The 26,881-nt window shown below is 37.3% G+C and carries 17 protein-coding genes; all 17 read left to right on the plus strand.

What is annotated here, in order from left to right; genetic code table 11:
• Window positions 1–17: 17 nt before the first annotated feature.
• The 17 genes from BR73_RS0110905 to BR73_RS0110975 all read left to right on the plus strand — a co-directional run bounded on the left by BR73_RS0110905 (window position 18) and on the right by BR73_RS0110975 (window position 26,875).
• Window positions 18–2,519, plus strand: coding sequence for a hypothetical protein (locus tag BR73_RS0110905; protein ID WP_033165545.1), 2,502 nt, complete (start codon window positions 18–20; stop codon window positions 2,517–2,519).
• 382 nt (window positions 2,520–2,901) lie between these two features.
• The gene (locus BR73_RS0110910; RefSeq protein WP_033165546.1) at window positions 2,902–3,222 is read left to right on the plus strand and encodes a hypothetical protein; all 321 of its coding nucleotides are present in this window, start codon (window positions 2,902–2,904) and stop codon (window positions 3,220–3,222) included.
• A gap of 286 nt (window positions 3,223–3,508) precedes the next feature.
• Window positions 3,509–4,531, plus strand: a complete 1,023-nt coding sequence (locus BR73_RS0110915; protein ID WP_033165547.1) for a sigma-70 family RNA polymerase sigma factor — start codon at window positions 3,509–3,511, stop codon at window positions 4,529–4,531.
• An 825-nt stretch (window positions 4,532–5,356) separates the two neighbouring features.
• The gene (locus BR73_RS0110920) at window positions 5,357–6,886 is read left to right on the plus strand and encodes a leucine-rich repeat domain-containing protein (RefSeq protein ID WP_033165548.1); all 1,530 of its coding nucleotides are present in this window, start codon (window positions 5,357–5,359) and stop codon (window positions 6,884–6,886) included.
• Between the two features lie 147 nt (window positions 6,887–7,033).
• Window positions 7,034–17,518 carry a glycine rich domain-containing protein gene (locus tag BR73_RS0110925; protein WP_033165549.1) on the plus strand — a complete coding sequence of 3,495 codons (10,485 nt, stop codon included), beginning with the start codon at window positions 7,034–7,036 and terminating at the stop codon, window positions 17,516–17,518.
• Between the two features lie 391 nt (window positions 17,519–17,909).
• Window positions 17,910–18,044, plus strand: coding sequence for a hypothetical protein (locus tag BR73_RS29630; protein WP_278248528.1), 135 nt, complete (start codon window positions 17,910–17,912; stop codon window positions 18,042–18,044).
• Window positions 18,038–19,663 (plus strand): deaminase domain-containing protein, encoded by a 1,626-nt coding sequence (locus BR73_RS28290; RefSeq protein WP_081848616.1) that lies wholly within the window; start codon window positions 18,038–18,040, stop codon window positions 19,661–19,663. Before BR73_RS29630 ends, BR73_RS28290 begins: the two co-directional genes overlap by 7 nt.
• A 9-nt stretch (window positions 19,664–19,672) precedes the next feature.
• The gene (locus BR73_RS0110935; RefSeq protein ID WP_033165550.1) at window positions 19,673–20,005 is read left to right on the plus strand and encodes a hypothetical protein; all 333 of its coding nucleotides are present in this window, start codon (window positions 19,673–19,675) and stop codon (window positions 20,003–20,005) included.
• Between the two features lie 466 nt (window positions 20,006–20,471).
• Window positions 20,472–20,924, plus strand: coding sequence for a hypothetical protein (locus BR73_RS0110940; RefSeq protein WP_033165551.1), 453 nt, complete (start codon window positions 20,472–20,474; stop codon window positions 20,922–20,924).
• Window positions 20,925–20,972: 48 nt separating this feature from the next.
• Window positions 20,973–21,671 (plus strand): endonuclease V, encoded by a 699-nt coding sequence (locus BR73_RS0110945; protein ID WP_033165552.1) that lies wholly within the window; start codon window positions 20,973–20,975, stop codon window positions 21,669–21,671.
• A gap of 263 nt (window positions 21,672–21,934) precedes the next feature.
• Entirely contained in the window at window positions 21,935–22,186 is a 252-nt protein-coding gene (locus tag BR73_RS0110950) for a hypothetical protein (protein WP_033165553.1), read from the plus strand.
• A 15-nt stretch (window positions 22,187–22,201) separates the two neighbouring features.
• Entirely contained in the window at window positions 22,202–22,375 is a 174-nt protein-coding gene (locus tag BR73_RS28735) for a hypothetical protein (protein ID WP_156034688.1), read from the plus strand.
• A 34-nt stretch (window positions 22,376–22,409) separates the two neighbouring features.
• Window positions 22,410–22,613: a hypothetical protein gene (locus tag BR73_RS0110955; protein WP_033165554.1), complete on the plus strand. Its 204-nt coding sequence runs from the start codon at window positions 22,410–22,412 to the stop codon at window positions 22,611–22,613.
• Between the two features lie 584 nt (window positions 22,614–23,197).
• The gene (locus tag BR73_RS0110960) at window positions 23,198–24,310 is read left to right on the plus strand and encodes a hypothetical protein (protein ID WP_033165555.1); all 1,113 of its coding nucleotides are present in this window, start codon (window positions 23,198–23,200) and stop codon (window positions 24,308–24,310) included.
• Between the two features lie 21 nt (window positions 24,311–24,331).
• Complete coding sequence (locus BR73_RS0110965; RefSeq protein ID WP_033165556.1) at window positions 24,332–24,970, plus strand: hypothetical protein; 639 nt, start codon at window positions 24,332–24,334, stop codon at window positions 24,968–24,970.
• 220 nt (window positions 24,971–25,190) lie between these two features.
• Window positions 25,191–26,057: an SAF domain-containing protein gene (locus tag BR73_RS0110970; RefSeq protein ID WP_156034690.1), complete on the plus strand. Its 867-nt coding sequence runs from the start codon at window positions 25,191–25,193 to the stop codon at window positions 26,055–26,057.
• 188 nt (window positions 26,058–26,245) lie between these two features.
• Window positions 26,246–26,875, plus strand: a complete 630-nt coding sequence (locus BR73_RS0110975) for a hypothetical protein (protein ID WP_033165558.1) — start codon at window positions 26,246–26,248, stop codon at window positions 26,873–26,875.
• The last annotated feature ends 6 nt before the right edge of the window (window positions 26,876–26,881 follow it).

Here is a 26,881-nt window from a genome sequence, read left to right on the forward strand (position 1 = left end):
AATGTGAGGTAAAAACAATGAAGGCAGTACAGATTCTGTTTGCACTTGAAAATTATGAAGAAGAAAAGCTGCAAAAGGGTATAGAGATATTAAGTATGATGGGAATAGAGGTAAATGGTGTATACAAGGCACAGTCCAGAGATGAAATTACAGAAGCTATTCTATCATATCCGGAAATAGATGTTATCATTGTTTCAGAGCAATTAAAGGGGTTTTTCACAATTAATGACTTTAGAATACTTCAGGCTGTTAACAGAATAATTATTCCTGTTATCAGCCGGTTAAAAAAAGGAAACCCGGAAGCTGTCGGTTATTATTTTAATTATAATTTTTACAACCTGTTGTTTGATGAAGAAAACCTCATGAGCGAGATTGGAGATATTATATTAAATGGCAGGACAATAGAAGAAGCAGCATTATATGCTGGTATTGGCCAGGAAGATTTAAATAAAGAACACAACCAGACAGGAGAAAGAAAGAGTATAGCAGGTTTATATACGGAGGACATTAAATTTATGGTATCCGATCCTGGTGAGAGAATACAGCCTATATTCAGCAGCAAAGCAGTATCGATAGGATTCTGTGGCACCGATTTTGACTTTGAATGTACCCTTACAGCAATTTCCGCCGCGAATTATATTGCAGCGGTTGGGTATAAGGTTGCTTTAATTGAACCGGATTTTTCGAAGGGTAATCTGTTAGATCAGTTAATACCCTGCCTGTCCGAAAATAATGCAGTCAGTTGCGGCAAAGTAGATTACTATTCCTCGTGGAATCTGGACGAGAATATAAAACCTGCCGATGTAATTATAATGGATTTTAGCGGTATGAACAGTGAGGATTCCTTGTATTTGGGTAAAATGAATAAAGTGTTCACATGTTCCGATATTATTTTATCAAAGATAAACCGTTCTGCAAAGCACCAGAATAATAGCAGCTTTAAATATTCGTTATTGTATAGGGATCATACGAAAAACAGAGCTGGAATCAAAGAAGGAGAATTTGATGTATTTAGACAATGTTCCCAAGAACTGGTTCAATTGCTTAAGGTTACATTAGCAGCATACGGAATAAAACTGGAGGATTACACCACGAACACCAGTTACAGCAGTAGAATAAAGAAAACCAATGACTTAAACAGAGCAGATTTTATTGAATACAACAGGAATATATCTCTGGTGGAACGACAGACAAAGGATAATGTTGATGACGATATGCAAGAAGAAATCGAAAATCCGGTTAGGATACCTCAGCCTGTTAAGCCAATATCGAGTCTACCAAAGCAAGTACCGAATCCGGTAATGGAAAAAAACAATGCAGAAAAGGAAAATAAATTAAGAAAACCAGAGGCATCTCAGCCGCTGCAGCAAATAAAAACAATGACTGAAAATACCCAAAATAACAGATCTTTAGATGGGAATAGGAAATATGATGCATCAGAGAGTGGGCATGATAAGGGTATGCAACATAATACAGATATGCAACATAATACAGGTTTGCAACATAATACAGGTTTACAACATAATACAGGTTTGCAATATAATACAGGTTTACAACATAATACAGGTTTGCAATATAATACGGATTTGCAACATAATACGGGTCTACAGTATAATACTGTGAATACAACTTATAAAAGCAATCCTCGGTTTGACGAAGATAAAAAAGCTCTGCAGATGCCTGAGAGTTCCATGGACAAAGGAAAAAGGGCTGGCAATAACACTGTTTATACAAATGGCAGTCCAGAAGAATATGCGGGCTACAATTATAATGAGGTTGACAGGGATAAGTATAAACGGTACCAGGATGAAGAATATCAAGATAAAGAATATCAAGATGAACGATATCAAGATGAGCGTTACGAAAATGAGCGTTACGAAGATGGACGACACGAAGATGACAACTTGGTGAAGGAAACCACCATGCTGAATTATATAGATGAAACCAGAAACAAATTCAGAAGAAAACTTACCTCAAACCAAGTGTTATGCGGAAAGGAAACTATCTTCATAACTGGTTTAAAGCATGGCTGTGGTTGTACACACACAGGAATCAGTTTTGCACACTATATAATTAAAAATTTCCCGGAGAATATCTGTATATGCCATAAGAAAGGTGCCTATGATCTGGAAAATAAAGATATAACGGAATATACCAAAGATACGGATTACGACAGTGTATTCGGTACAAACCGTTTTATAATCTATGATTGCGGTATTTTGGGTGAACTTAATGCAGATCAGTTGGTTGAATTAAAACGTTGTAATATTAAAATTATGATATGCAATGGAGATGAGAAATACCTTGGTATCTTATCGAATTTCATCAGACAGCTTGGAAATACATCAAATGAATGGATTTTTGCGTTCAACCTGGTAACTTCCAGGGAGAAGGAGATGTTGATAAGAAGAATAATGGATGGTTATAAAATTTGTTTCATACCCTTACATGATAGCGAAATTCCACCTAAAAAAGTTTCAAAAATGTGGGATTCTGTTTTAAAAAGAAATTTATTATAATACACTATTAATTTCTGGTAAATTATTTCGACGAGAATCTGTATATTAATAAAGAGTTCGACAAATATGGGAATATATTACTATTGAATATGGTGATATTTTTTGTGTATATTTTATATAGTTAATCATGTAGCTAAAAAACTAAACAAAAATTAAAAAAACTTAAACCATTATTTATTGTTTTATGTTATAATATAGATATTAATTAGTGAGTATTCTTACCAACCACACCCCAATCCTTTAATGTAGTTATCATTGGACTTACAGTATAAACAGGTAACAGCTATGATAATTAATTGACAGAATCATACACTAATGCAATTCTGATTCATAGATAACAGTATATCTATGTATAATAGCATAAAGAAAGGAGTATAATCCAATGGATAATACTGTTACAAAAATTAATTATCTGGATATGATCAGCGATAGCTTATGCGAATATGTTATTGGTAAGTTTTACAGTCAAATGACTTATAAAATTATAACAGCCTTTCTTATTAACGACAAAGCAATTATTCATACATCCAATGGTCAAACTATTATAGAACATGGGCTTGAGCCTAGTGTTAATATAATTAACAGGATGAAAGAGGTAAGCGGAAATGATACCATTGAGGACAAAGCAATAAGCATACATATTGGTGATTGGGAAATAACGGCTCTGGAAAATGAAAATGCAGTTCATATAACTCAAAAATAAAATAATGACAAAAAAGAGAATTTTAAGTTTCTCTTTTTTACTACATACAAGTGTAAATGTTAAAGCATATCATTAATGCTTAAACATTTACACTTATTTTTTATGCCAAATAACAAAATTAAACAAAGTTGTTAATTTGTTGTAGAAAATATTTACTTTTTTATCGACTTTTGTTATACTATGTTTATAAAAGGAAAAATTTATCTTTAAATTTGTCTTTTTATGAAGAAATTAAAAGGCAAATCACATCTAGAAATCTTTAAAATTCTCTGGGGGGGCTTAACAAATGAAAAGTCAGTATAGCGAAATTTGCGATGACGAAGTGGTAAATGATGTAATTAATGTTATGAGTACAGGAAGTTTAATGGAAAAATTAGACACCTTAGAGTTTGTGTCAGGTTATTTTAATAAAGACTTTAGAATGACAAAAATTCTTGTTGAAGCCGCAAGAGATGCAGAGAATCCATTACTGAGTGACAGAGCAAAAGAATTATTTGTAAAAAATATGGATAAGTTCATAACGAAATTCGTATCCGAGCAATATCCTACATTTATTGGTGCTCATTATGAAGATATGATACAGGCTGCAAGGATGGGCATTATAATCGGGCTGGAAAAATATAATCCGGAAATAGCAAAACCAACTACTTTTTTTGTGTTATATATTAAACATGAAGTCAGTCAGTACATAAACAATTATGTAAATGGTTTATCTACATATTATGCCAATGAAAAGTATAAGATAAATAAAGCCATCAGTTTATTGGAAAGCGAAAACAAAGAACCCAATGATATAAACATTTCTGAAATAACGGGCATAACTGTAGAGAATGTAAAGCAGCTTAGAAATATGATAACTTCATCATCAAATGTTGTATATGATGAGGTATTTATGAATAAAGCAGACGAACAAGATACACCGGAACAGATAGTTTTAAAAAAGGAACTTGGGGAAACAATAAACAATACAATTGAAAAGCATCTAACAGATATAGAAAAGAAAATTATTACAATGTATTATGGTCTGTCAGATAACAGTTTTAAAGATGAACAGACAAAGATATTTCCTACTAAGAAGGCATTTCGGAATATCAGCGAAACATTAGAAATACCGTATGATAAAGTACGTAAGTATCATGCCAGTGCTTTAAGAAAACTGCATATTGCAGTAAACAAGGCTAATGTGATAACGGAATTAAGTAAATCCGAAAAAATATTAAATGCCGGGTATATACCTATTATATCGGAAGAAGAGGGAAAAGAAATTATGAATTCCGATTTAACAGGGAACAACCGGATGAAAGATTAATTTTTCCTAATAAAACATATAAAAGTAATCTAAATGAAAAAAGGCTGTTGAAAGGATAACCGGAAGAACGTTATAAATAGTTTTCTGGTTAGATTACCGGAAAACAACAGCCTTTTTTACGAAGAACAACACAAATTCTATTACAAATATATGCTGTACAAAGGCAACATTAATTATGTTGCCTTTGTACAGCATATAAGCTATCTCTATATATATTGCCTATATTATTTTTATTCTTTATATACATAGAAATATCTCATAATTCACCCTGAAAATAAAGTTTATATGTCATATTGTAGGTAAAATGAGTGTTTTGTTTACAAACAAAAAAATTCGTGAAATAATTACTATTTTGTTATTAGTATGTTTGTAATTTTAAATGAATGCAATTTATGCAAAATGCTATGAACCTGCAAGAGATACAATAAATCAAAATGGGGAGATAAGATTGGATATTTTCTGGGCACACATCAACACATTTGTTACTTTTGATACAATTGATTTTACTGATAGAACGAATCAGGTTAATATCATAAATATTTAGGAGTAAAAGTATTTAATTTAATGGAACAGTTTGGAAATATTGTGTTGATATTTCACATAACGTATTGTATTATTTATTAATAACAGTATAAATTTATTTATATCGAGAGATATTTGAAATACCAAAGTTTAATGATTTTTTAAGGGAGGACTGCTTAGAGGAAATAGTACTATTATGCAAAGATGGTAAGTGTATAGTATATTAAATATATATATCCTTTAAAGAAAAAACTACTAAATATATTTTCTAAAGATAAAAATAATATGATAAAGGGGATAAACATGTATAAAAAAATAGTAAAATATTTATTAGGAGCAACATGGATTCTTTTTCTAATGTTTCAGTGTTCTAATGTTAAAGCCAATGACGAAAATATTGTAACTGACGCAGAAGGTTTTGTTATTCAAGATGATTATCTACTGGTTGATTATGTTGGAACTGCAAAAGATATCGTAATTCCGGATACGGTTTCTATCATGTTTGAAGCTTGTCTGGGATCAACTGATATAGATAGTGTAGTCATACCAAGCACTATAGAAGCAATGGATGAGTACGTATTTACACATAGTAACGTAAAGAAAGTAGTGTTTGAGGAGGGGAGTGAAATTGAAGAACTTCCAAAAGGAACATTTGATTCATGTGAGAACTTAAAGGAAGTGCAATTACCAAAAAGTCTTAAATCTATTGGAATAGAAGCATTTGCTGATACTGGTTTAATATCTATAGAGATACCTGAGGGAGTTACCATAATACAAGGAGGAGCTTTTATCGGTTCCACTTTAACGAAAATTGCTTTCCCTGATAGTCTTGAAGCAATTAATTCCTCAGTATTCTATGAATGTACACAACTAAAGGATTTACAGTTACCAAAAAATCTAAAAAAAATAGGGTATGGTGCATTTCAAGCATGTTTTAAACTGACTTCCATTGAACTTCCTGAAAGTACAACGGATATAGGTCAATATGCATTTTATATGTGTACTGGTATAAAAACTGTAAAGATAAAAGGAAATATCAAAGAATTACCAAAAGGAATATTTAGTGGATGTGAAAGTTTGAGGAGTATTACATATCCGGATAGTATCGTGAAAATAGGAGATTCGGCATTTGCAGATACTAGCTTTAAGACGTTGCCTATATCTAAGAATATAAAAACTATTGGTGTTAGTGCTTTTATTAATAATACGGTTACATCTGTTAAAATACCGGATAGCGTTGAAACTATTGAAGCTTATGCATTTTATAATTGCTCGGATTTGAAGACAGTATATGTACCTAAAAGTGTTACTTCCATAGAAAGCAGAGCATTTGGTCAGTGCTGGAACCTGGAAAAATTAACAATTATGAATCCTTTGTGTAAAGTGTATTCATATCAGAGTGATAACATGTTCTTTAAAGGCAGTAAAGCAAATATGCTGAAAAAGGTAAAGGTATACGGATATAAAGGATCTGCGACAGCGGAACTGTGTTCCTTGTATAATATAAAATTCATATCAATTGATAAAACAGAAATGGATTACCCTGAGCTTAAAAATGTAAAGGAAACTAAGATTGAAATAAAGAAAGACAGCTATTCGTTAAAAATGGGCAAAGAATTAAAGATACCATATAAAGTTATAAACGCAAATGGATACAAGGTTAAGGTTACGGGAGGTGTTGAATACTTTGATGGGTTGGGCTATGAAGTTGTCAAAGTCGTTAAAATAACTGATGATTATATACTTGTTAAAGGAGGTATATGGCCCGGGACCGTGACAATATCCATTCGAGTAGGTTTTACCTCCAAAGCGATTAAGATCAACGTAAAATAATAGAAATATTGCTAATTGGCTTCTTTGTAATGAAGCCAATTTTTTTGTCTAAAATTCAAGAAATTTACTATAGAAGTAAAAATATTAATCATATTATATATGGCAAACATGAATATAAACAAAATGTAAAGAAAGGAGGCAAACAAAATGTTTTACGATTTACGGAGAATATCTGAAGTTCTAAAGAAATCAAACAGAAAGTCAAGACATAAATTGATAATAGCAGTTGCTTTATCCATTATTAGCCTGATATTTCTGTTACTTATAACAGAAAACCACGCACAATCAAAGTCAGAATCTTATGTCCTTGGTAAACAGGGAGGAGCAGTAGTTGCAGGAACAAAAAGTGGTAATGCTTCGATTTGGCCGATAACGCATCCCGCATTTATAGTAAGTTTTTATCCGACAAAAATATCTACAGCAGAAGCGGATGGTTATGATAAAACAGTAAAAGCAATAAAATCAGTTATACCATATGCTAATTCGAATGCATTGTGGATATGCTCCAATACTTTATCGGAATATCTGGAGGATAAAGGATTTAATACAAAAAAGCAGGTATACAAGGCAAGAAGAAGCAGTCTAAATGGTTCTATGATGTTATACGGAGGAGTCAACGATCCTGAAACGACAAAAAGCATAATTGATTTTGATGCAAGCCACAGAACAAATAAGAATCCTGCCCCAAATGGGGTTTTCTATCAGAATATACTGGGGTTATATATTAAGAATAACCGTAATTTTGCAGCTCTTTCCAAAGATCCGGATTTTGCGAAATTATTAGAGAAACCTTCTGCTGCAAAGATAGACGAATCGTTAAAGGTGTGGTCATTTATAACTGATACAAATACACAAGGAACCAGTTCCACAGGCTATACTTACACTGTAGATATTAAAAAGAAAATGGAAGAATTTATGAATTACAATTCTTTCCCTAAAAGATTTCTAGTTTCTAATTGGGTAGAAGAACGTAAGACAAATTATGATACCAAGGGAATTGACAGTAATGGAAAGTTAAAAGTATACAGCATAACAGTTATTGAAGAGTTAGACTTGAGATACCTGGATCTATTAATGACACTAAATGCAATGGCTAATAACCGTACATATTGGCAGAACGGTATAAAAAGCTATATGAAGGATAACAAAGGAGCGGCCACTCTATCTATTACCCATAGTATGGTTGCGAGGCTTGAAAGTTTAAGTACAAAAGGTGGCGATGTGGAACCGGCAACCGTATTTGTCTCTAGCAATGACCTTACTCAGACGGCTTATAATGTTAAGAGTGACTTTAATTTATCAGATTTAGTTTCGTCCTTTAAAGTTGCAAATGTTGCAAATAGTAAAGTCTATAATAAAAGATTAAAAAAGGCGGTAGAATTATCAAAACCAAGTACCTATAAGAATACGGGAATCTATTCCACAGCTATAATTAGCCGTATTTTATCCGAAGAAGTAAGAAAGGTAAAGGACGGTAAGCTGGTTTGGGGCGATTCTTATAATGATGCAGAATTAATAAAACTTCTTAGATTTCAGGTAGATGAAAATTCCACTCCGTGGTATGGTACCAATTGGGCTTTGGAGCCGCCTATCGCAGGTTCCACCGTTAACTATGGGGTGAAATTGCAAACGGATTCAACGGTTTATAATACAATTAATAAGAAAACAGGGCCTTTATATGATGAGAAAACAAAAAATATTAACCTAAGAAAATATTATGAACTAAAAGATCCTAGCAAATTGCAAGATGATACAGTGCCTACAGATGATACCGTAAAAGTTCAAGTATTATTAAATGCTCTGAACATTAAAGGTGAGAAACCTGGTGAAGAATCAAGTATTAAAGAATGGGATACATTTATAAAACAAAATAATATCAGTAATTTTAGAGTTAAAATATTGCTGTACAGAGATAATGACGGTGCTAAGTTTGATACTTTAAGCGATAAAAAATATACTCAGATTCATACAGGGACTAATACCTGGTGTACCTCTAATTCCTGGGTAAAAATAACGGCTAATGATATGAAGGAATTATTAAAAGGTAAAAAGGCCATTAATCAATGGGTTGATACCTCAATTGCTTCTATGTTAGTTAGAGAAGAGGATGGTGAAAAAGCTGTTAAATATGCTGCAAGAGTATATATTCAGTACCAGGCACAGGATAAGAAATGGTATTATACAACAGGTAAGGCAGACACAGATACAGGGAATCTAGTGATAAGTAGTAAGAATACAACTCTTGCAGAGGTTAGGCAAAGCAATAATGTTTATCATAAATATAAATGGAATCCTCTTACTCCGACTCCTGAAGATTTGGACTACCCTACAGATTCCTGGTCTTCCAGGGAGCCATCGCTTGCCTATGCAGAGATTAAGGAAGGAACTATTTACAATGAGACCTTTGAGGCAATGGCAGGTGTTCCTTCAACCAGAACCTTATATTTTTCCTCAGGTGGCAATGAATTCATGGCTGACCTGCAGGTGAACTATGAGCATGATACAACAGCTACCAGAGAATATATCACTCATTACAACGGAACAGAATGCGAATATAAGGAAAATGACAAGTTAATAGGAGGTACAGGCAAGTATTCCGAAAATCTGACCTTTGTAGGAGATTCGACAGGTAAAACAATCAGTAAGTCCGTAACAGCGGAAGCTTCTCAGATTGCAACACCTGAAGGCAACAGCTCCGGCAACATTACCGTAAGCGATCATACCGGAGAAACTACTTTATGGGCAGAGTGGACAGGCAGTATAGACAATGGGACACAGGAGCCTTCCGATAACGGATCCTTTGACAAAGGAAAAGCCGGCACACCTTGTGCCGGAAAGGACTTTGATGTAGGAAAGCTTAGAACAAAAAAAGACCCCTCCACAGACTGGAAGGTCGATGCTTACAATAAAGCATTGGAACAGGCAACTAAGTGGGCAACGGATATGGAAGCCACCAACAGCAGCTATACCGTCCAGAAAATCGCCGACAGTGACGGACAGGTCAGACAGTACAAGGTGGGGAATGCCATTATTACAATTACCTTAACAGGGGGAAGTAATGGATACACTGTTACAACCCCAAGAAGCTATGGCGGCGGGACTTATTCTTCCTCCAGTGCTTCAGCAGCTTCCTTAAATAGCAATGATAAAGGAAAATTAGGCAGTGGCTGGGGGTGGAGCCCCGGTAAATTGGGCTTTGGAAGCGGTTACTCTGATTGTGGTCATGGTCACGGAGCTACAGGCTGGCATACAGCACCGATAGCAGCCGTTCCGCCTGATAAGGACGGGAACGGCGGCAGGCCTGCGGTTCCGGGTGTTGAACACACACATAACTGTGGAAGCTTTACAGATGCCGTGGATATAACCCAGGGTGCCTCTGCTACGATTAATTATACAATCAAGGTGACTTTCCAAAATGGTACCCTTACCTCAAGCAATTCCGATGGGAATGCTACAGACGTGGCAGCAACTACAAAGACCGGGCTTCCAAGCTTACCAGCACATGCTTTATGCGGCCCCTGCTGTGTCCATGATCTGCCGGCTATCGAAGATGTTTGGTCCCAGGATCTTACCTATGATACCATTAAGATAACAAAGAGTAATGTTTACAAACTTCAGAACGGTTATGTCACTGAGATGTCGGATATCACCTACGACGGAAAAGAGAACATTATTGCCGGTATAACCCAGGGTGACCCGAATATCTTTTACAACATAGCAGCCTATAATAATCCAGCCTATAACACAGACAAGAAATTGACGAATGGCTCGCAAATCGGCAGAATCAGATATTCACTGCAGGAAGCGCAAGGGGATAAGGTGTATTATGAAGAAATGTCAAGCGGAGAATATAAGAGAACAAATAAATGCGATGGTCTAGCAAAGGTACAGAGCCCAATGAACCCGGCTCCACCGGCTAAGACTGGACATGAACTGGGGTATGCCTCCGGTATATTGTATAGTAACGGCAAGACCACAGGCTTTGGAACAGCACCGGCAGTAAACATAACCACAGAAGACTTCATATCAGACAATACTGCAACGGTTGCCACACCCAAAACCGCATATGGAAATAAACTGGATTCCAGGGATCTGACAACAGAGGAATGGAAGCGCTTCTACACAAGGCGTACCCAGCCGGTAACGGCTACTGTAATCTCAGATATGCTTATCTTACAGACCTCCAGCGGAGACCAGAGTCCGGTCTATTATGAAGAAAATACCAAAGCCGTAAAAGCCCAGGAGGATTTCAATTCCTTGCAAGCTTCGGGAGATGTTAAAAAAGCTTCCACCCAGGAGCAGGTTGATGCGAAATGGAATAAGATGTGGACCAATAATGCCACTACCTTTGCAAAAGCAATAGAGACGGCGATTAATGTAGGTTCCTATAACGGGAAATATGATCAGACTTCATCTAAATATAAGGGGACAGGAGATAATGCCAGAATAGCTACAAGATTCGACAACGACATATCCGTCTTCGCATCGCCCAAGGATGAATTGGGACTGGCCCGCGTAACAAGTAACCAAACCTTTACAAGGCCTGCCTACGGCACTTCCAATATAGCCTCTCCGGGAAAGGCGCAAACGCGTATGAACCGAAAAAATGACTTGCTTCTGTACATAGATAAGATAAAGCAGGATCCGACAAATGGTAATGATGAATATATAACCGGTGATTCTTTTGTATTCTATATCCCTGTTTTGAAGTATAAGGTAGTCGGAGATACTGTAGTAACAGTACCGGAGGATGCAGGAGAAAGTAAGAATGCTGGGGACGGAGAAGAGAACGCCGATGACGGAACTGCCGATGAGGATGAGATACCGGATGCCTTTGAGGAAAAAGAAAGCGATATATTGGTAGAGGGTGGATATCATTATGGTCCAGGGCTAATCTATGAGTCGAAATATTCAGCCTACGATGATAATTCGGACTATAAAGTGAACAACTTTATTGTATTGAATGCAGTCTCTGCACAGGATGCAATGATTGTCAAATCAGAGGTTGAGGATCAGCGTACAGAAGAAGGAATTGTAAAGGATGCTATGGAAACCCTTAAGGCACTTGAGAAATGCCCGGGGACACCTGCTCTGTGTGAATACAGGGTACTAAATTGTAAGTATACATTGGATACCACAAGCCTTTCCTTTAATTTTGATAAAAAAGAAACAGAAAATGTATTTGATGATGATGCATCTGGTACAGCGGATGAATACATAACAAACAATATCGTCAATACAGACGGTGCCCATACGACTTATAAGCTGCCAGAAGGATTCTCATTGACGTCAGGTGATGAAACTTATTCCGGCTTTGGTACAGGACAATTTCTGAAAGTGGCAGGAGCAGGGACCAGCCTTAATTTCTCCTACAATGACTGCAAGATTTACATGACACCCACCTCCAGAGTCAGAATATCCGCGGATGTTTATATACCGGCCGCACCGGCATCCAATACCATGCTGTTCTCAATAGGTGGTGTGGGATTGTATCTTCCCGCAAATACCGGTTCTCCGATGTTCATAACAAGTTCAGGAGAAAAGAGGACTTCATCAGCAAATATCCTGGGACGTAAAGTCAAAGTAGTAGCTACCTTTAGTCTTGGGTCCTTATATGACTGTGAATTATCCATAGATGGTACAAAGGTCATAGCACAGATCACAACAGGACTTACGGAGGCTCAGATTGCAGCCGCTGCTATTGATGAGACCATGAGAGGTGAGGGTCTTAACATTGGTTGTTGGGAATACAATGCATCATATGCAACGAATTTCTATACAGATAATATAGTAATTACCAGATGCGGAGGTACTCTGGAACATACGGCAAGCTGTTATACTACCTATAAGAAGGCTAATCCGGTTTATCAGGATTTGTATAACGGTATACCGATAAAGAAAGTTACCACTATCGATTGGGCAGGCACCTTCAACGACGGATCCTATGGCATCATATCCAATTTCTCTAAGCACATCCACGACTCCTCCTGCCTGACCATAGGTAGTGAAGGATACCAAATTGCTTTGGCAGAAGCAAAAGCCGGTAACTGGACGTCTTTGAAGAAAGAGCTTGGAACGGAATTGTTTAATAAAGTTGTTACACAATTTAATATTAATGATACCAATATACCGGAGGGAATGCTGACCAAAACATATAATGGAAAACTGTGGGGGCGTGTATACTATCATGATTCCACAACCGGTCAATATTTTGCCGATGAAACGGAGGCTTTAAATACTAATAGTACATTCAAGTATTCCTGCTTAAATCAGATACAGAATTTAAAAACAGGTTCCAAATATGAATTTATGCTATATTATCCAGAGAACGGGCAAACCAACATATGGAAGCAGACGAACAGGCCGCAGGATGAGTTGGAAACCAATTCTGATGGTTCACAATCGGCTGCAGGATATGAAGCTGTAGCTATTCAGATGAACGATAACTTTTGGGGAGGATTGGTCAAATCCACTTCAGGTGCTTCTCTACTAGATGGTTCAACCTATCACGGAAACTGGTGGTATGCAATTGGTTCTTATGCTCCTTATGTTACGGCAACCGGTATACCGGGTGGAAACACTACAATTGTAAATAAAGTGGAATTGTGGATGGCAATTGGAACCAGCAGCGGAGTAAGTAATGTTGACAGTAACACCAGCAAGACCGCGGTTCTTGATACAGAAACAGAGAAGGTAACCCAAGTACCCACTGTCCCGTCAGGTACTGCATATAATTTTGGATATACTGGCAGTTATCAGATCTTTACGGCACCGACAGCAGGTACCTATACGTTTGAGACCTGGGGTGCGCAGGCCAGTGGTTACTATTCTGGCCTTGGCGGGTATTCAAAAGGAAATTATACACTAACCTCCGGACAGCAAGTTTATATTTATGTAGGAGGTCAGTACGGCTATAATGGCGGCGGTACTTCTACCGGTAACGGTGACAGTAATTCAACTACCTATGGTGGCGGTGCAACGGATATACGTATTGGCGGCACAGCACTAAATAACAGAGTAATTGTAGCCGGCGGAGGCGGAGGAGGTAATTACAGTGGCAGCTGGTATAACGGCACAGGTGGTAATTATGCCTCAGCATCATATTCTCTTGGTCAGGGTCAGGGTTATTCCCATGCATGTTCAAATTATGTAGGAGCTGGTGGCGGAGGATATTATGGCGGTGCGGCCAGTTACGATGGAGCATCTTACGGAGGTCAGGGGGGTTCGGGATATATTGGAGGTGTTACCAATGGAAGCATGACCTCCGGCACGAGAAGCGGTAATGGTTATGCTACAATAACTCTTTTATCCGGTGAAACAGTTACCTCCTATGATACGGTGATTACGAACAACACCATCCAAAATCCCACAGGAGTGGTAAAAGCAGGACAGACATACACCTACGGTTACACCGGTGGGGTACAGGCTATAACACTGCCTGCAGGAACCTATCAGCTGGAAGCCTTTGGTGCAGCTGGCGGTGGTAATACAGCAAGTGGAACTTCCAGGGGATCCCGTGGCGGTAAAGGCGGATATACTTCAGGAACCGTAACTTTAAAAGAAACCACGACCCTATACATCTATGTAGGAGAAAAAGGAACCACCAATACCGGTACGGCAGCCGGTGGCTGGAATGGCGGTGGAAATGCTGTCTGGGCTTCCACTACGAAAATCGGCGCTGGCGGAGGCGCCACGGACTTCCGTATAACAGCCGGTAACTGGAACGATCTTAACAGTTTAAAAAGCAGGATATTAGTTGCCGGAGGCGGCGGTGGTTCGGATGATATAGGTGAAGCATCCGGTGCTTATCACTCCAAACAGCCGGGAACTTACAGCACGCCTTTGGCAAATGATAACGATGAAACCGGAGGCGCCGGCGGAGGTATTAACGGCGGAGGAGCTGTAACCAGCGGGTATGAAGCGAATTATGGATATGGTACCCAGACAGGCGGTGGAGCTGCCGCAGCCGGAGGCGTTAACGGTGGTTTTGGCTATGGTGGTGCTAATACGAATTCTGCTGCGGATTACGGCGGTGGCGGAGGTGGCTACTATGGCGGTGCTTCCGGCGGAGGTGCTTACCAGGGTGGAGCCGGTGGAGCCTCTTATGTATCCGGTTATACCGGCTGTGACACCACTTACCGGGCAAATCAGAAGTATGCAGCCTTTACCAACGTCACACTGCAGCAGGGAGTCAGAGCAGGAAATGGGTATGCCAAGGTTACCGTCCTTGATGTTAAGACAATACCGGAAGATAATGAGCTGTTTAACTTTATTAGGGCCAACATGAATCTGATTCCTGATAAGGTAACCACAGATGGAGTGACCATCGTTAACCCTATCTGGAATTGCAAGACCAGGAACAACACCGGAATAACCTATACCGAACAGACCATCCTGACCTGTACCGAACCCCATCATTCCGGCGGTCATTATGACTATGCCAGTGATATATGCTGGGATCCCTGCGGTAACGATGAAAATCATAAGCATACAAAGCTGGAAGTAATCGATGCCAATGGTACCAAAGTACAACAGGCTACTTATATTACCCTTGATAACTTCTTCAAGATCTATTTCCCGAATGCTGGAGATTTCCAGGGAAAGGATTCTTACGGGATACTGCAGCCTTCCGTATACCGGGGAAAAGGTTATAAACAGGGAATGGATACCACGGAATGGACAAGAGAAAAGTATGTGAAGTTTGACTTTGATGTCCTGTATGAAAGAAGGGGTGTCTGGGAAAGCTATCCGGCGGGCAACTGGATCCCTTTAGAGATCATAGATGCCTCCACTACCAGAAAATATGCTTTGACCGATGGGACCAATCTTACGATTGACGGCAATACCTATGTGTTCGATAGGGCAAACGGTCTGATGCGGTGCAACGGAGGCAGTACGACCCTGATTGAAGGAAATAATATGGCGGTAATGAATGGGAAGATATTTGTATTGAACAGTGATGGTACGGTAAATGTAAGTGACCCCTGCAAGGAATACAATTTCTACTGTTTGTTGGAAAACAACGAGCATGCCTGCGTGGAGGCCCAGTTTGCCGTAGAAGGTATTAACTACGACGGGCAAAGCACAACAGAGGATCCTTATTCCGGCAATGACAGCTATGAAGAGGAGTATGACATATACTATTATGGCAATACCTATTCGACCAACAAAGACAGATTCAATGACTTCACCGCCAATCATACTGCAGCTAAAATGGCTTATCTGGATGTGATCGGGCGTATCGGAAATCTTATTGTGGAGGATTCCGATGATATGAGGTTTAGTAATTACTTTAAGAAGTCAATCGCTGAAACCAATGAGGACTGGCTGGTGCAGGGAATAATCTCACGGGTGGACAGTTCGATCTCAGAGCATTATCTGTCCTGGCACAGAAATACAGCCGGATATCCTTTGGCAGTAGACGTAAGGGGGGAACAGGTCAGTAAGGAGAAAGGGTATTATAATACCTGGGGTGCACAGGAATGGACCACCAAAGCAGAAAGCAGCGGCTTAAGCTTATCGGCGGATAAGAACTCCAAGTCGATCCTGCAGAAAGAACAGCTGAAACTTGGTTATAATGTCCTTTTCGATGTCACAACCATGGGAGACTACAACCAATACCTTCAGGTTATCCCTTATTTCTACGCGCTGAATAAAACAAGCGGTGAACTGACACCTGTGGATGTTTATATCAACAATGACGGCAATACACAGCCCATAAATTATTTCGGTCTTTATTCAGAATACATGGATGACAACGGGAATTACAAGGAGGGGTATGATACCCTTGCTGACAAGCTCTATAAGTATACCATGTATCTGAACTGGACAGATGAAGCGGCAAGGCGTAACTACACAGCAGGCGGAAAGGAAGCCAGTAATACGGATGCGGTAAGAGACTACTTCATTGAGCCGGTAAGAGACTCAGAAGGAGAGATTACCACCTACAAGTATTTGACGGTTCCCTTTGGAAATTTCTATAACCTGGGTTCACTGCAATGCCTGCAGCCGGGTGTTAGAGCCAGAACGTTTGTCGGCAGCAGCCAGATTTCAGCGATAAAAGAGCAGGCATCAAGGCTTGGAATTACCGCTAATGGTATTAACGGAGGGATAGAAACTAACTTAGACAATGAGTTTGTCAGTGAGATGTTCTATCATCAGGCACAGAGATGGCATCTCTCCATCGGAGTTCCCTCCTCTTCGACTTTTGTAGCCTACCGGGAAAAAGGAATCCACCTAGCACCGGAGGACAACTGGTATGTGGCATCTTATGTTGAAGACGGTGTGACAAAGACAAAGCAGTTTTCTAAGGCTTTTCTGACTGCTAAAGTGGCTGATAAAGAGTATGATGTAGGCACTGCCTTCCTGATTTCAGGGACAGAGTATACGATTACAAACGAATATCAGGCAGGGAAGGAATATAACGATAATGACGATTATGTCATCCTAATGACTGCAGACATCAAAGCAATCGGTGATGAATGGAACCTAAAATACAGTACAGGAAACGATAATGGCTATATAACAGTGGATGGTACTACTTATACCTTTGATGGTACGATTCCCACCTTTATCGCAGCTTATGATACGAAATCATCCCTGGTAGATATTTCAACCCAGCATACACATTAAAAATAGAAACTCCGGAGAGATGGGGATATAACACTTACAGTAGATGGTTTACAGGATAGTAGCTATTGTTAGAGAATATATCTTCTCTCTCCGGAGTTTTTTATTTAAACATAAATGTATTGGGTTTAATGCTTTATATAAAAACTATTTAGCAAACTGGTTAGCAAATAGGTGAAAGATGAAAAGTCGAACGGAAAATTTCAATTTTCATAAAAGTAAATGATTGAAGGTAGTAATAAATTTGAAAACCACATAAATCAACGTTAAAAATTTGCACAGTTAGTCATTTTAAATCACAAGCACTTTACACGTTAATAATTTACTTTTTTATAATCTAAGAAAAAATCAATAAATGGTGAATTACAACAAATGAGAAAAGGAGGAGATTATATTGGATTTACAATGGTCACACATCCGCACTTTTATCCGAATTGCTTCTAATGGTAATAAAGCATATCTGGATTTAGCTCAGCTGAACCTTAACCTGTCGGCGGCAGGAAGCTTCCTGGAGGAACTGTCATGGTAAGACAACTGGAAAGAGAAGTAATACATAAGTACACCTGGCTGGAGAGAGCCAATATTACATCAGGATATGGGGTTAATCTCCTCTTTGATTTTGCAGATCTTGATGAGCTGTGCAAGGACATTGAAGGAGAGTTGGACTCCAAATCCATAGGTGCAGGTTTTCTTTCACAAGGGCAAAGAATCGATGAGTTTGCAGAACATAGATGTTCTTTGTTAACCTATATTAATGATGTGTTGTATGACATTGATAATTACCTGGAGGATCCTCTGTATAAAGGCTTTAACGAAGCGGTGGATATTATGGCTACCATCGATATGACAGACGGAAAGACGGATAATACCCTTGGGGTTCAGAAAAATGTCACTGTAAATGGAGGAGGAAGAGGGTATGGATTTGAGGTAGAGATGCCGGAGCTCAACCTGGAGGATTTTATAGGAAGCCGTTACGAGGAAACCGAAGGCGGGTCCTATGAAAGAAGTACCTATAACCAAAAAGTTGATGACTTTGCGGATTTGTTTGCAAAAGACTATGAAGATTTGGTCAATAGTGGTAAAATAGATTCAGATGAGAAAAGCCTGCAGAAGTATCTGGATGAGCTTATCTTAAGAGAATTCACCCACAAAAAAGACGCACCGTTCTGGAAGGAATTATTGGGGCAGTTAAGTGATCTGACCATCGTGATACCCATATATGAAGCAGCAACCGGTAAAACCCTGATTACAGGAGACTATTTAACGGACACGGAAGGAACTTTTAAACTGGTATCTGCGACAGTAAGCCTGGTGACCTTAGGACAAGGTGCCCTTGCCAGTAAGGGAGGAGTGGCTTTTGCGAAACTGTTTGCGGCAGAGGTCGTATCAGAAGCTGCTGCAGGTACAACCGTTATTGTATGTGACAAAGCGGGAGTACCTTCGGCTGTGACCATTTCCTTAGCAATGCTGCTTGGTACAACAGCAGGTATGGCAGCCAATAAAGCCCTGATACCAGAAGATTTCAGTAAATGGATGACAAAAGAAGAGGCAAGCCGGTATAATCAGTATTGGTCTGATGTGCAAGGCAGACAGGGGCTTAAAGATTATAATTATTATAGTGCACTGGAAGATGGATATTATAAGGATCTTACTGTTGCGGGAAATTATAAGAACTTTGATTTTTCTGCTTTTGAGGGTTCGGGTAACTATAGTACCATTGCTCAAGATAAATTAAATAATATTAGAAGCCAAATGCCAAACAATGACCTTGCTAAACGTGGAAATATGGCAATGGCAGATGTGAAAATTGAAGGGATTAAAAGTGAATTTAGTGCCCATAGCAAAATTGATTCTATGAGTGATAAAGGTGCAGATATAGCAGATTTTTCTTTGAAAAAGTCTGAGGCTGAACGAATTTTTAAGACGTATGAACCAGCAGCGTCAAAGATCGATGGAAAGCCTTTTGACCGATTTCATGATACTGAAGCTAAAATTTTAGAGGATATTGCATCACAAATTACAGATCCAAAAATATCTGGTACAATTAATCTTTATACTGAGTTACCAGCGTGCCAAAGCTGTACAAATATAATTTTTGAATTTAGAAGGAAGTTTCCAAATATTAAACTTAATGTGTATACAAAATAGGAGGATTATATGGTATTAACTTATTATGAGATTAAAGAAGCGGTACAAGATTCATATGAAAGATTGCATATTAGAGGTGATTATAATGAGTATAATACCTTTTTTGCATCACTTAATGATTATGACCAAGCAGAAGATTTTAGTCTAACAGAGGAATGCTGTTTGTATATAAATTTTGCTATTCTTTTTATAAGAAATAATGCAAACTTTGATTTTATGAAAGAGCACTTAACTGAATTAATTAAAGAAGAGAATTTAAAAACCTACAAGGGTGAATTGAAAGAAGAATATATTAGTTTTGAAAAAGATTTGAATGAGTTAAAATCAATCCTATACAAGTAAATATATAAACCAAGCTTATTATTAAGCTATAATGTAGAAAGTGAATTAAAATTATAGAGAGAAGAAGTCAAAAAGGTAAATGTTGTGTATTGGTGAGAATAAGTTAAGGATATTTTATGCATTGAATCTGCACAGCAACTTTTTAAAATGCTTAAAAACAATCTGGTACAGCCCCTTAAAAAAGTTAGAATGGACTGTGCCAGGGTGTATTCTAAGCCTTTTTACAAAGCTATAATTTGGTCTATATATTTAAAAACCTTTACGCCATCCATGAATCCATACCCATACAGAAAAGCTTCTTCTAAAGTTTGCAGAACATAGATGTTCTTTGTTAACTTATATTAATGATGTGTTATATGACAACAGGTGAAATTGTACCTAAAATAAGGTGTGAACACTGCAGATATTTAACAGATGGAATCAATATTTTAAATCATAATTAATAAATGCAAATAGGAGGTCTAGTATGCAAAAAGTAGATTATAATGAACTTTTTACAGATACAGACGTTAACACTGGAGAAGATATGTTTTTTATGGATGATAGGTTGGAAAAACCATATTCCGGATTAGTCGTAGATTATTTTAAAGGAACACCATCTTGGGAGTTTGAAGTAAAAGACGGATACAGGACTGGAATAGAAAGAAAGTTTTACGATACAGGGGAACTAATGGAGGAAAATGAAACAGATCATAATACGATCAATGGCATGGCTAAAGAATTTTATAAAAATGGAAATATTAAAAGTATAAGTATTGTCATACGTAATATATTTATTGATAGTATATTATATAATGAATCAGGAGAAATAATTCGAAAAACTTCAATAAGCGAAAGCAATAGTAGTTTCTTTTTAGTAGAAAAGAAAATTGAAAAATACAGAGAAAAGTATCAAATAGATAACTATATCAAAAATTAAGTAGGAAATAATTATTTTTGAAAAATGTAATTTTATGAGAGAGAGAAAATGAGCAATAAAGAACTAGAGCGCTATTATAACCAAATTCAACTGAACTTAATAGATAAGGTTGTTCTGAAAGATAGTTTTAAAAAAGAGGAATTAAATAAAATATCTGGGGTTGATTTAGCTTACTGGAATGAGAACGGTATGGAATATGCTGTTTGTAGCATTGTAACGATTGATTGTAATTCCAGAGAAATAATTGAAGTAAGATCCCTATATGATAAAATCAGTGTGCCCTATATTCCGGGGTATTTATCATTTCGAGAATTACCATTAATTATTAATACGTATAAATTACTTAATCATAATACAGATTTAATAATTTTCGATGGCAACGGATATTTACATTATAGAAATATGGGGATAGCGACTCATGCCTCCTTTTATCTAAAAAAACCAACTATAGGAGTAGCCAAGAGTTATTTAAAAATCAAAAATACGAACTATATAATGCCAAAAGATGAAGATGGTGCTTATACTGATATTATTATAAATGAAAAGGTTTACGGAAGAGTACTGAGAACACATACAGGAGTTAAACCTATTTTTGTATCATGTGGAAATTGGATTTCACTTAATACTGCGACAGATCTTGTTTTTTGCTTGGTAGATAAGAACAGCAGGCAGCCGTTACCTACTCGATTGGCTGACATAGAAACAAAAAAACAAAGAGGATATATTATAAAGGCTTTACAGGGCTAGTATTAGGATAAAAAGTATTAGAGGTGTAGAATGAACTGTAGCAGTTATTGGATTTATATGTAAGATAATTATATAATATAAGTTATAGCTTTAAGCTCCTTTAAAGAGGGGGGCTACGGATTTTGTCTGATTCAAAAGAGTTATTAACAATGAACGATTCACGCCAGTTGACAGGAGTACAGGGGATGAATTAATCTGTTTACCCAAGGCGGTCAAAGATTAATAATTAGGGGTCAATGAAACCGAAGTAGTGTCCACATGAAATGTATGATGATTTACTTAATGGTGTTTATGGGAAATTTTCTGGACATACTCATCCTTTTGGGTATTCGCTTGAATCCAGTCCAGCAGATGAACCAATTTTGAAATTGCTAGGTCAAAAAAGAAGTTCCGTTTGGGGTGCTGAGGGTGATGGGTGGTTACCATTTGGACAAGAGCCTTGGTTAACTGAGGATGTTAGGCAGGAAATTAGACGTGAAGCTATGGCAAAACTATATGTGGGCAACAATAATTAAGTTTGGAGGCTAATAATGAATGAAAATTTAGTTAAAAAAGATATAAAGTGTGATTATGATATGGCTATCAAAATTGCAAAGGAGACATTTGAGAAAAAACATCCTAAAGAATTGCAACCCAAATGGTTGGAAAAATGTATGTCAATTGACGGAAACAGAGATGAATACAATAATTGGGAAGTTAAATAACATTATTGCCTAAAACAATAAAACCTAATTTTCATTGGAAATGGAGAAATGCTCTCTTATATTAGTTGAAGTTGATTCAATAACAGGAATAGAGTATATTGTTATTAATGATGGTCCTGAAGAAGCTATTGATGTTATTTTCAAGGTGGAAGTTGACCTTGCTATGAGTTTGACAAAAATACTTGTGGATACTGATCTGAACACGCTTGATGGGACTAAGTATATAGAAAAAAGATAGTATATTTGAAATGTTGATTTTATGAACAACTCATAATGGATTTTACTATTATACAACCATTTTGATAACTGTTTAGAGGCATAACGAAGCGAAACACTTGGGTGTCTACCTAAAAAGGCGTTGTGGTTTTTTGAAATGGTTAAATATGTAGATAATCAGTAAATGTTTTATCTCCAGCAAGTAGTATGAGGAGGGCTGAAATTATTAAAAATTTAGGTTTTATTTAGAAGAAATGAAAGGCAAGAGAAACTCTACTTCCGGAGAATTCTTTTGCCTTTTTCATAAGGAAAAAACTTTATATCATATAAAGGGTTTTTCAAATCTATCTGATAGAGTTAACATTATAAACAAGTAATTATTATAAACATATATCCACCCCGGACAGATATGGTTATCTAACTCTTGCTTCAGAAAGTCTATGTGACTTGAATCTCTGCAGCAGGAGTTAGATAACCTTCCCTCCGGGGTTTTGTATCATTATGTGGTTTTCTGCAATTTTTGCCTGAAATATCCCGTTATAGAGGGGAATAAAAAAATATTCTATCATATTAAAAATAAAACAACTGAAAAGGTGAGTATTTGCAATGTATAAAAAAATTCGGATTTTTCTAATAATGCTGCTTCTGGCAGTATTAATTCCAATAAAAGTGTATGCTGCCGATGCATATACCACAGATGATCTGAGAGAATTGATGGGGATGAACAGATTAACGGATGACGATTCCATGGCAGAGATCAAAGGTATTTTAAGTACCTGTTACAAGCAGAAAGAGTGGAATGAACTGGTTCTGGCACTGGGAGACATTGATGAGGTACAGTTGAAAGAGTTCAAAGAAACAGAAGATGCCTGGTATCAGGCAAAAGAGATTTTGGAAGAAGATTTTAGCAGTAATAAACCCATAGAAATTATTCTGGATGATTATGTGGAATACGAAACAGCTGCATCTCTCAGAACGGAATATACGGAAAAGAATTCTTCTGAATTATCTCTAATCGATGATACTGATATCGAAGCTAAAATTGCTTATGCCAATTCTTTACTGAGCGCTGTAAATGATTCTACCAATATTGGAGTTATCGGTAATAATATGAAATCCTTCACCAAGGATAAATTAATGGTATTAATACCTTTTGGCAAGTCCTTTTCCATTGAGAGCGGAAAGAAGCAAACCAATGACGGACTTACAGTTTCAATCCAGCAGGAACATAAGATTTATTCCCAGTTTAATGGTAGGGTAACGGCAGTTACGTCAGATTCTGTTACTGTAAGAACCGGTAATTCTATTGAAATTGAGTATACGGGTATCCAGCCAATGGTAGAAACAAAACAAAAAGTTAAACAGTATAGCACACTAGGAAAAACAAAAAATAAAACTATGACGGTCAGATTTAAGCTCAATACGGTATATTTTGATCCGCTTTTATTGTATGGCACAAGGAGCGCTGCCTGGTATGAACAATGGCAAAATGCTAATCCCGGCTGCACAATTGAAAAAAGTGATTATTCCCGTTTACTGGATAAGCTGTCAGAAAATGAATCAGTAAAGGCATCTGACCTTAATCAGGCAGGAGCTATGACAGACAAAGATGGTACTGCAGCACCAATAATAATCCAAGGTGATAACAAATACACCGATACTCCCGACAATATAATAACAGAGACGACAGAACCCGGAATTATTGTTAATGGTGAATAACGGGAGGGAGAGGAGATAATTATGAAAAGTAAATTGCATATTACCAAAAAACGAATTTTCATATTTGTTTTATTACTACTACTGCTAATCATATCAATAATTGCAATTTCACGTAAAGCGAATAAAAGTCAGGAGGTTATAAAAGAAGAAAATATGAAGGACTACATAGTTACAGAGTCGTTTACGGAAAAAAGCGGAGATGCAGCAAAAAGTTATGAGAGTCGTTATTATGCAGGAGAGAAGAAAACATATCTGATTCTTAGTGAAGAAAATAATGTTAGGACAGATACAGTCCTGGATGAAATTGAAACGGATTTTACACGGGAAATCAGTGGTTTGATTCTTGGCAGCACCTATAATCCAGACTTTAAGAATCTTGAAAAATATGCAGATGCTTCCGGATTTATCTATAAGTGCAGAATTGATGAAAGCAGGGAATTTTTAAGTAATGAAGCTTTAAGCGGAAAAATCAGATTTCTCCATGAAGCTCCGTCTTACTTTGAATGTTATATTGAAAAGGAGGATGGAAGTATAATGAGAGGTTTGCTTTTATATGACGCTGATATGAAAAAAGGAACACTTATTTACAGGCAATGTAATAGTGACATTAACATTCCTATGGTGCTGGATATGGTTACTATAGTTGAAGGCAGTGATTAATGGTAATTGGACAAGATTTAAAAATTATCTGTCATATTATTGATATAACAAAGAATTCAGAGATTTATTTTTCGTGGACAAAACAAATATTACAGGCCAATAGGAAGGAGGTATCCCGTAGATTTATTTTACGGTGATAACAGTTATGTACTCAAAGAAAAAATATTTTATAATGGCCACATTGCTTGTAGTGTTACTGGCGGCTGCAGGAGTGTTCATTATGAAAAAAAACTATGATAATATCATAGCCCGCAGGGAGGATGAAATAAACAATCTGCAGCAGCAGCTTGATGAAATTGGAGAACTGGTTGCAGTTTATCAGCTGAATACAAGTGCTAAGAGCGGGACCCAGATGCAGGATTTTCAATTTTCTATGATTGAGGTTCCGGAATATTCATTGCCTCAGAATGCAGTTATCTCATTGGAAGATATAGAAGGATACTATTATAAAATATCTTTGAGCAGCGGCACGATCGTAACTTCTGATATGCTGATGCAACAGAAATTAACAGATGATGAAAGAACCTTGGATGTGGTATTGGACGAGATACCCATTGGAATTGAAATCGGTGATTATGTGGATATCCGTATTGCCTTTCCATTGGGACAGGATTTCATTGCCATGACACATAAAGAAGTAGTGGAAATTAACGGGTCAACCTTGAAGTTAATAGTGTCTCAGCAGGATTTTTATTCTTACCAGTCCATGCAGACAGATGAAGCCTTATATTCCAGTACGAAGGCATACGGTTCTACCTATATAGAGGGTGGGGTGCAGGCAGCGGCACAGCAGTACTATCCGGTCAGTCTGGATGTTTTAAAGACTATGCTTTTAGATCCCAATATTGATACTTCCGATTACAGTGATGTTTTAAAGAGAAGAGAGCAGCTGGAAGCACAGCTGACCAGTTCTGACAAGGTGACAATTAATGAGAAAGTAACAGGCGGAAAGCAGACCCTGGCTGATAAATTTAAAGAAGCTAAAGATGACTATGATGCTTTACAGGCCCAGAAGCAGGCAGAAGCAGATTATCAGGCACAAAACCAGACTCAGGATACTGAGGACAGTTCTTCGGACAGTAACTAAAAGCTATTGCCATAAGCAGGGGTGTACATACGGATTGTCCGACGTTTTGTGCATCACCTGTTTCATTTTATTAACCAGGCAAGGGGAACTGGTCAAATCTTAGAATAAATAATTCTACGTATTGCGGCTGATAGAGTAAGTACACCAAGGATACAGACGGAGTCGGAGTAAAAGGAGAAAACAATTGTATGATTAAAATAGCTATAACGGGCAAAGCCGATAAAAGAATTTTGGCATACCCATTTATGAGAGCATGTTCAATAGCCGGTCGAACCAGTGTTATTACGGATGATATGGCTTATAAGAGATTATATGCTGGAACAGAAAATCACGGTGTAATAGAAGAAATAAAAATAAATATATTACCTCTTTTATCAGAACAAAGCCTTGCAGAGATTGAAGAGCAGGAAATAAACAGAGAGACTGAATATCTCATTTATATATCAGATACTTATTATCCCAAAGATGCAGGTCATGTTCTGATGCTTTGTGAATATAACAGTACCTTTATGGGGACCAGCATGGAAGATATCATTGAGGAGCAGGAAAATATTACTTTTGGGACACTGACTCTGACTCCCCGGAAGAATAAGTCCGTTATACCAAAGGGGGTACAGTTTCATCAGATAATCTGGAAGCCTGAGTATTCCATTTACTTATTCCAGACAGAAGAACTTCGGCAACTGCAGCCGTTAAAAGATAAACTGGTTTCTGCTTTTCTGGTTAATGCCTTTGCCGGAATACTAGATATAAAACCTGCTACCTTTTACGAATTGTTAAAAAGAAAGAGATATGCATATACGAAAAAAGATAAATGAAAGGAA

It is taken from the genome of Clostridium sp. KNHs205 (assembly GCF_000702945.1).
Taxonomy (GTDB): Bacteria; Bacillota; Clostridia; order Lachnospirales; family Lachnospiraceae; genus Anaerocolumna.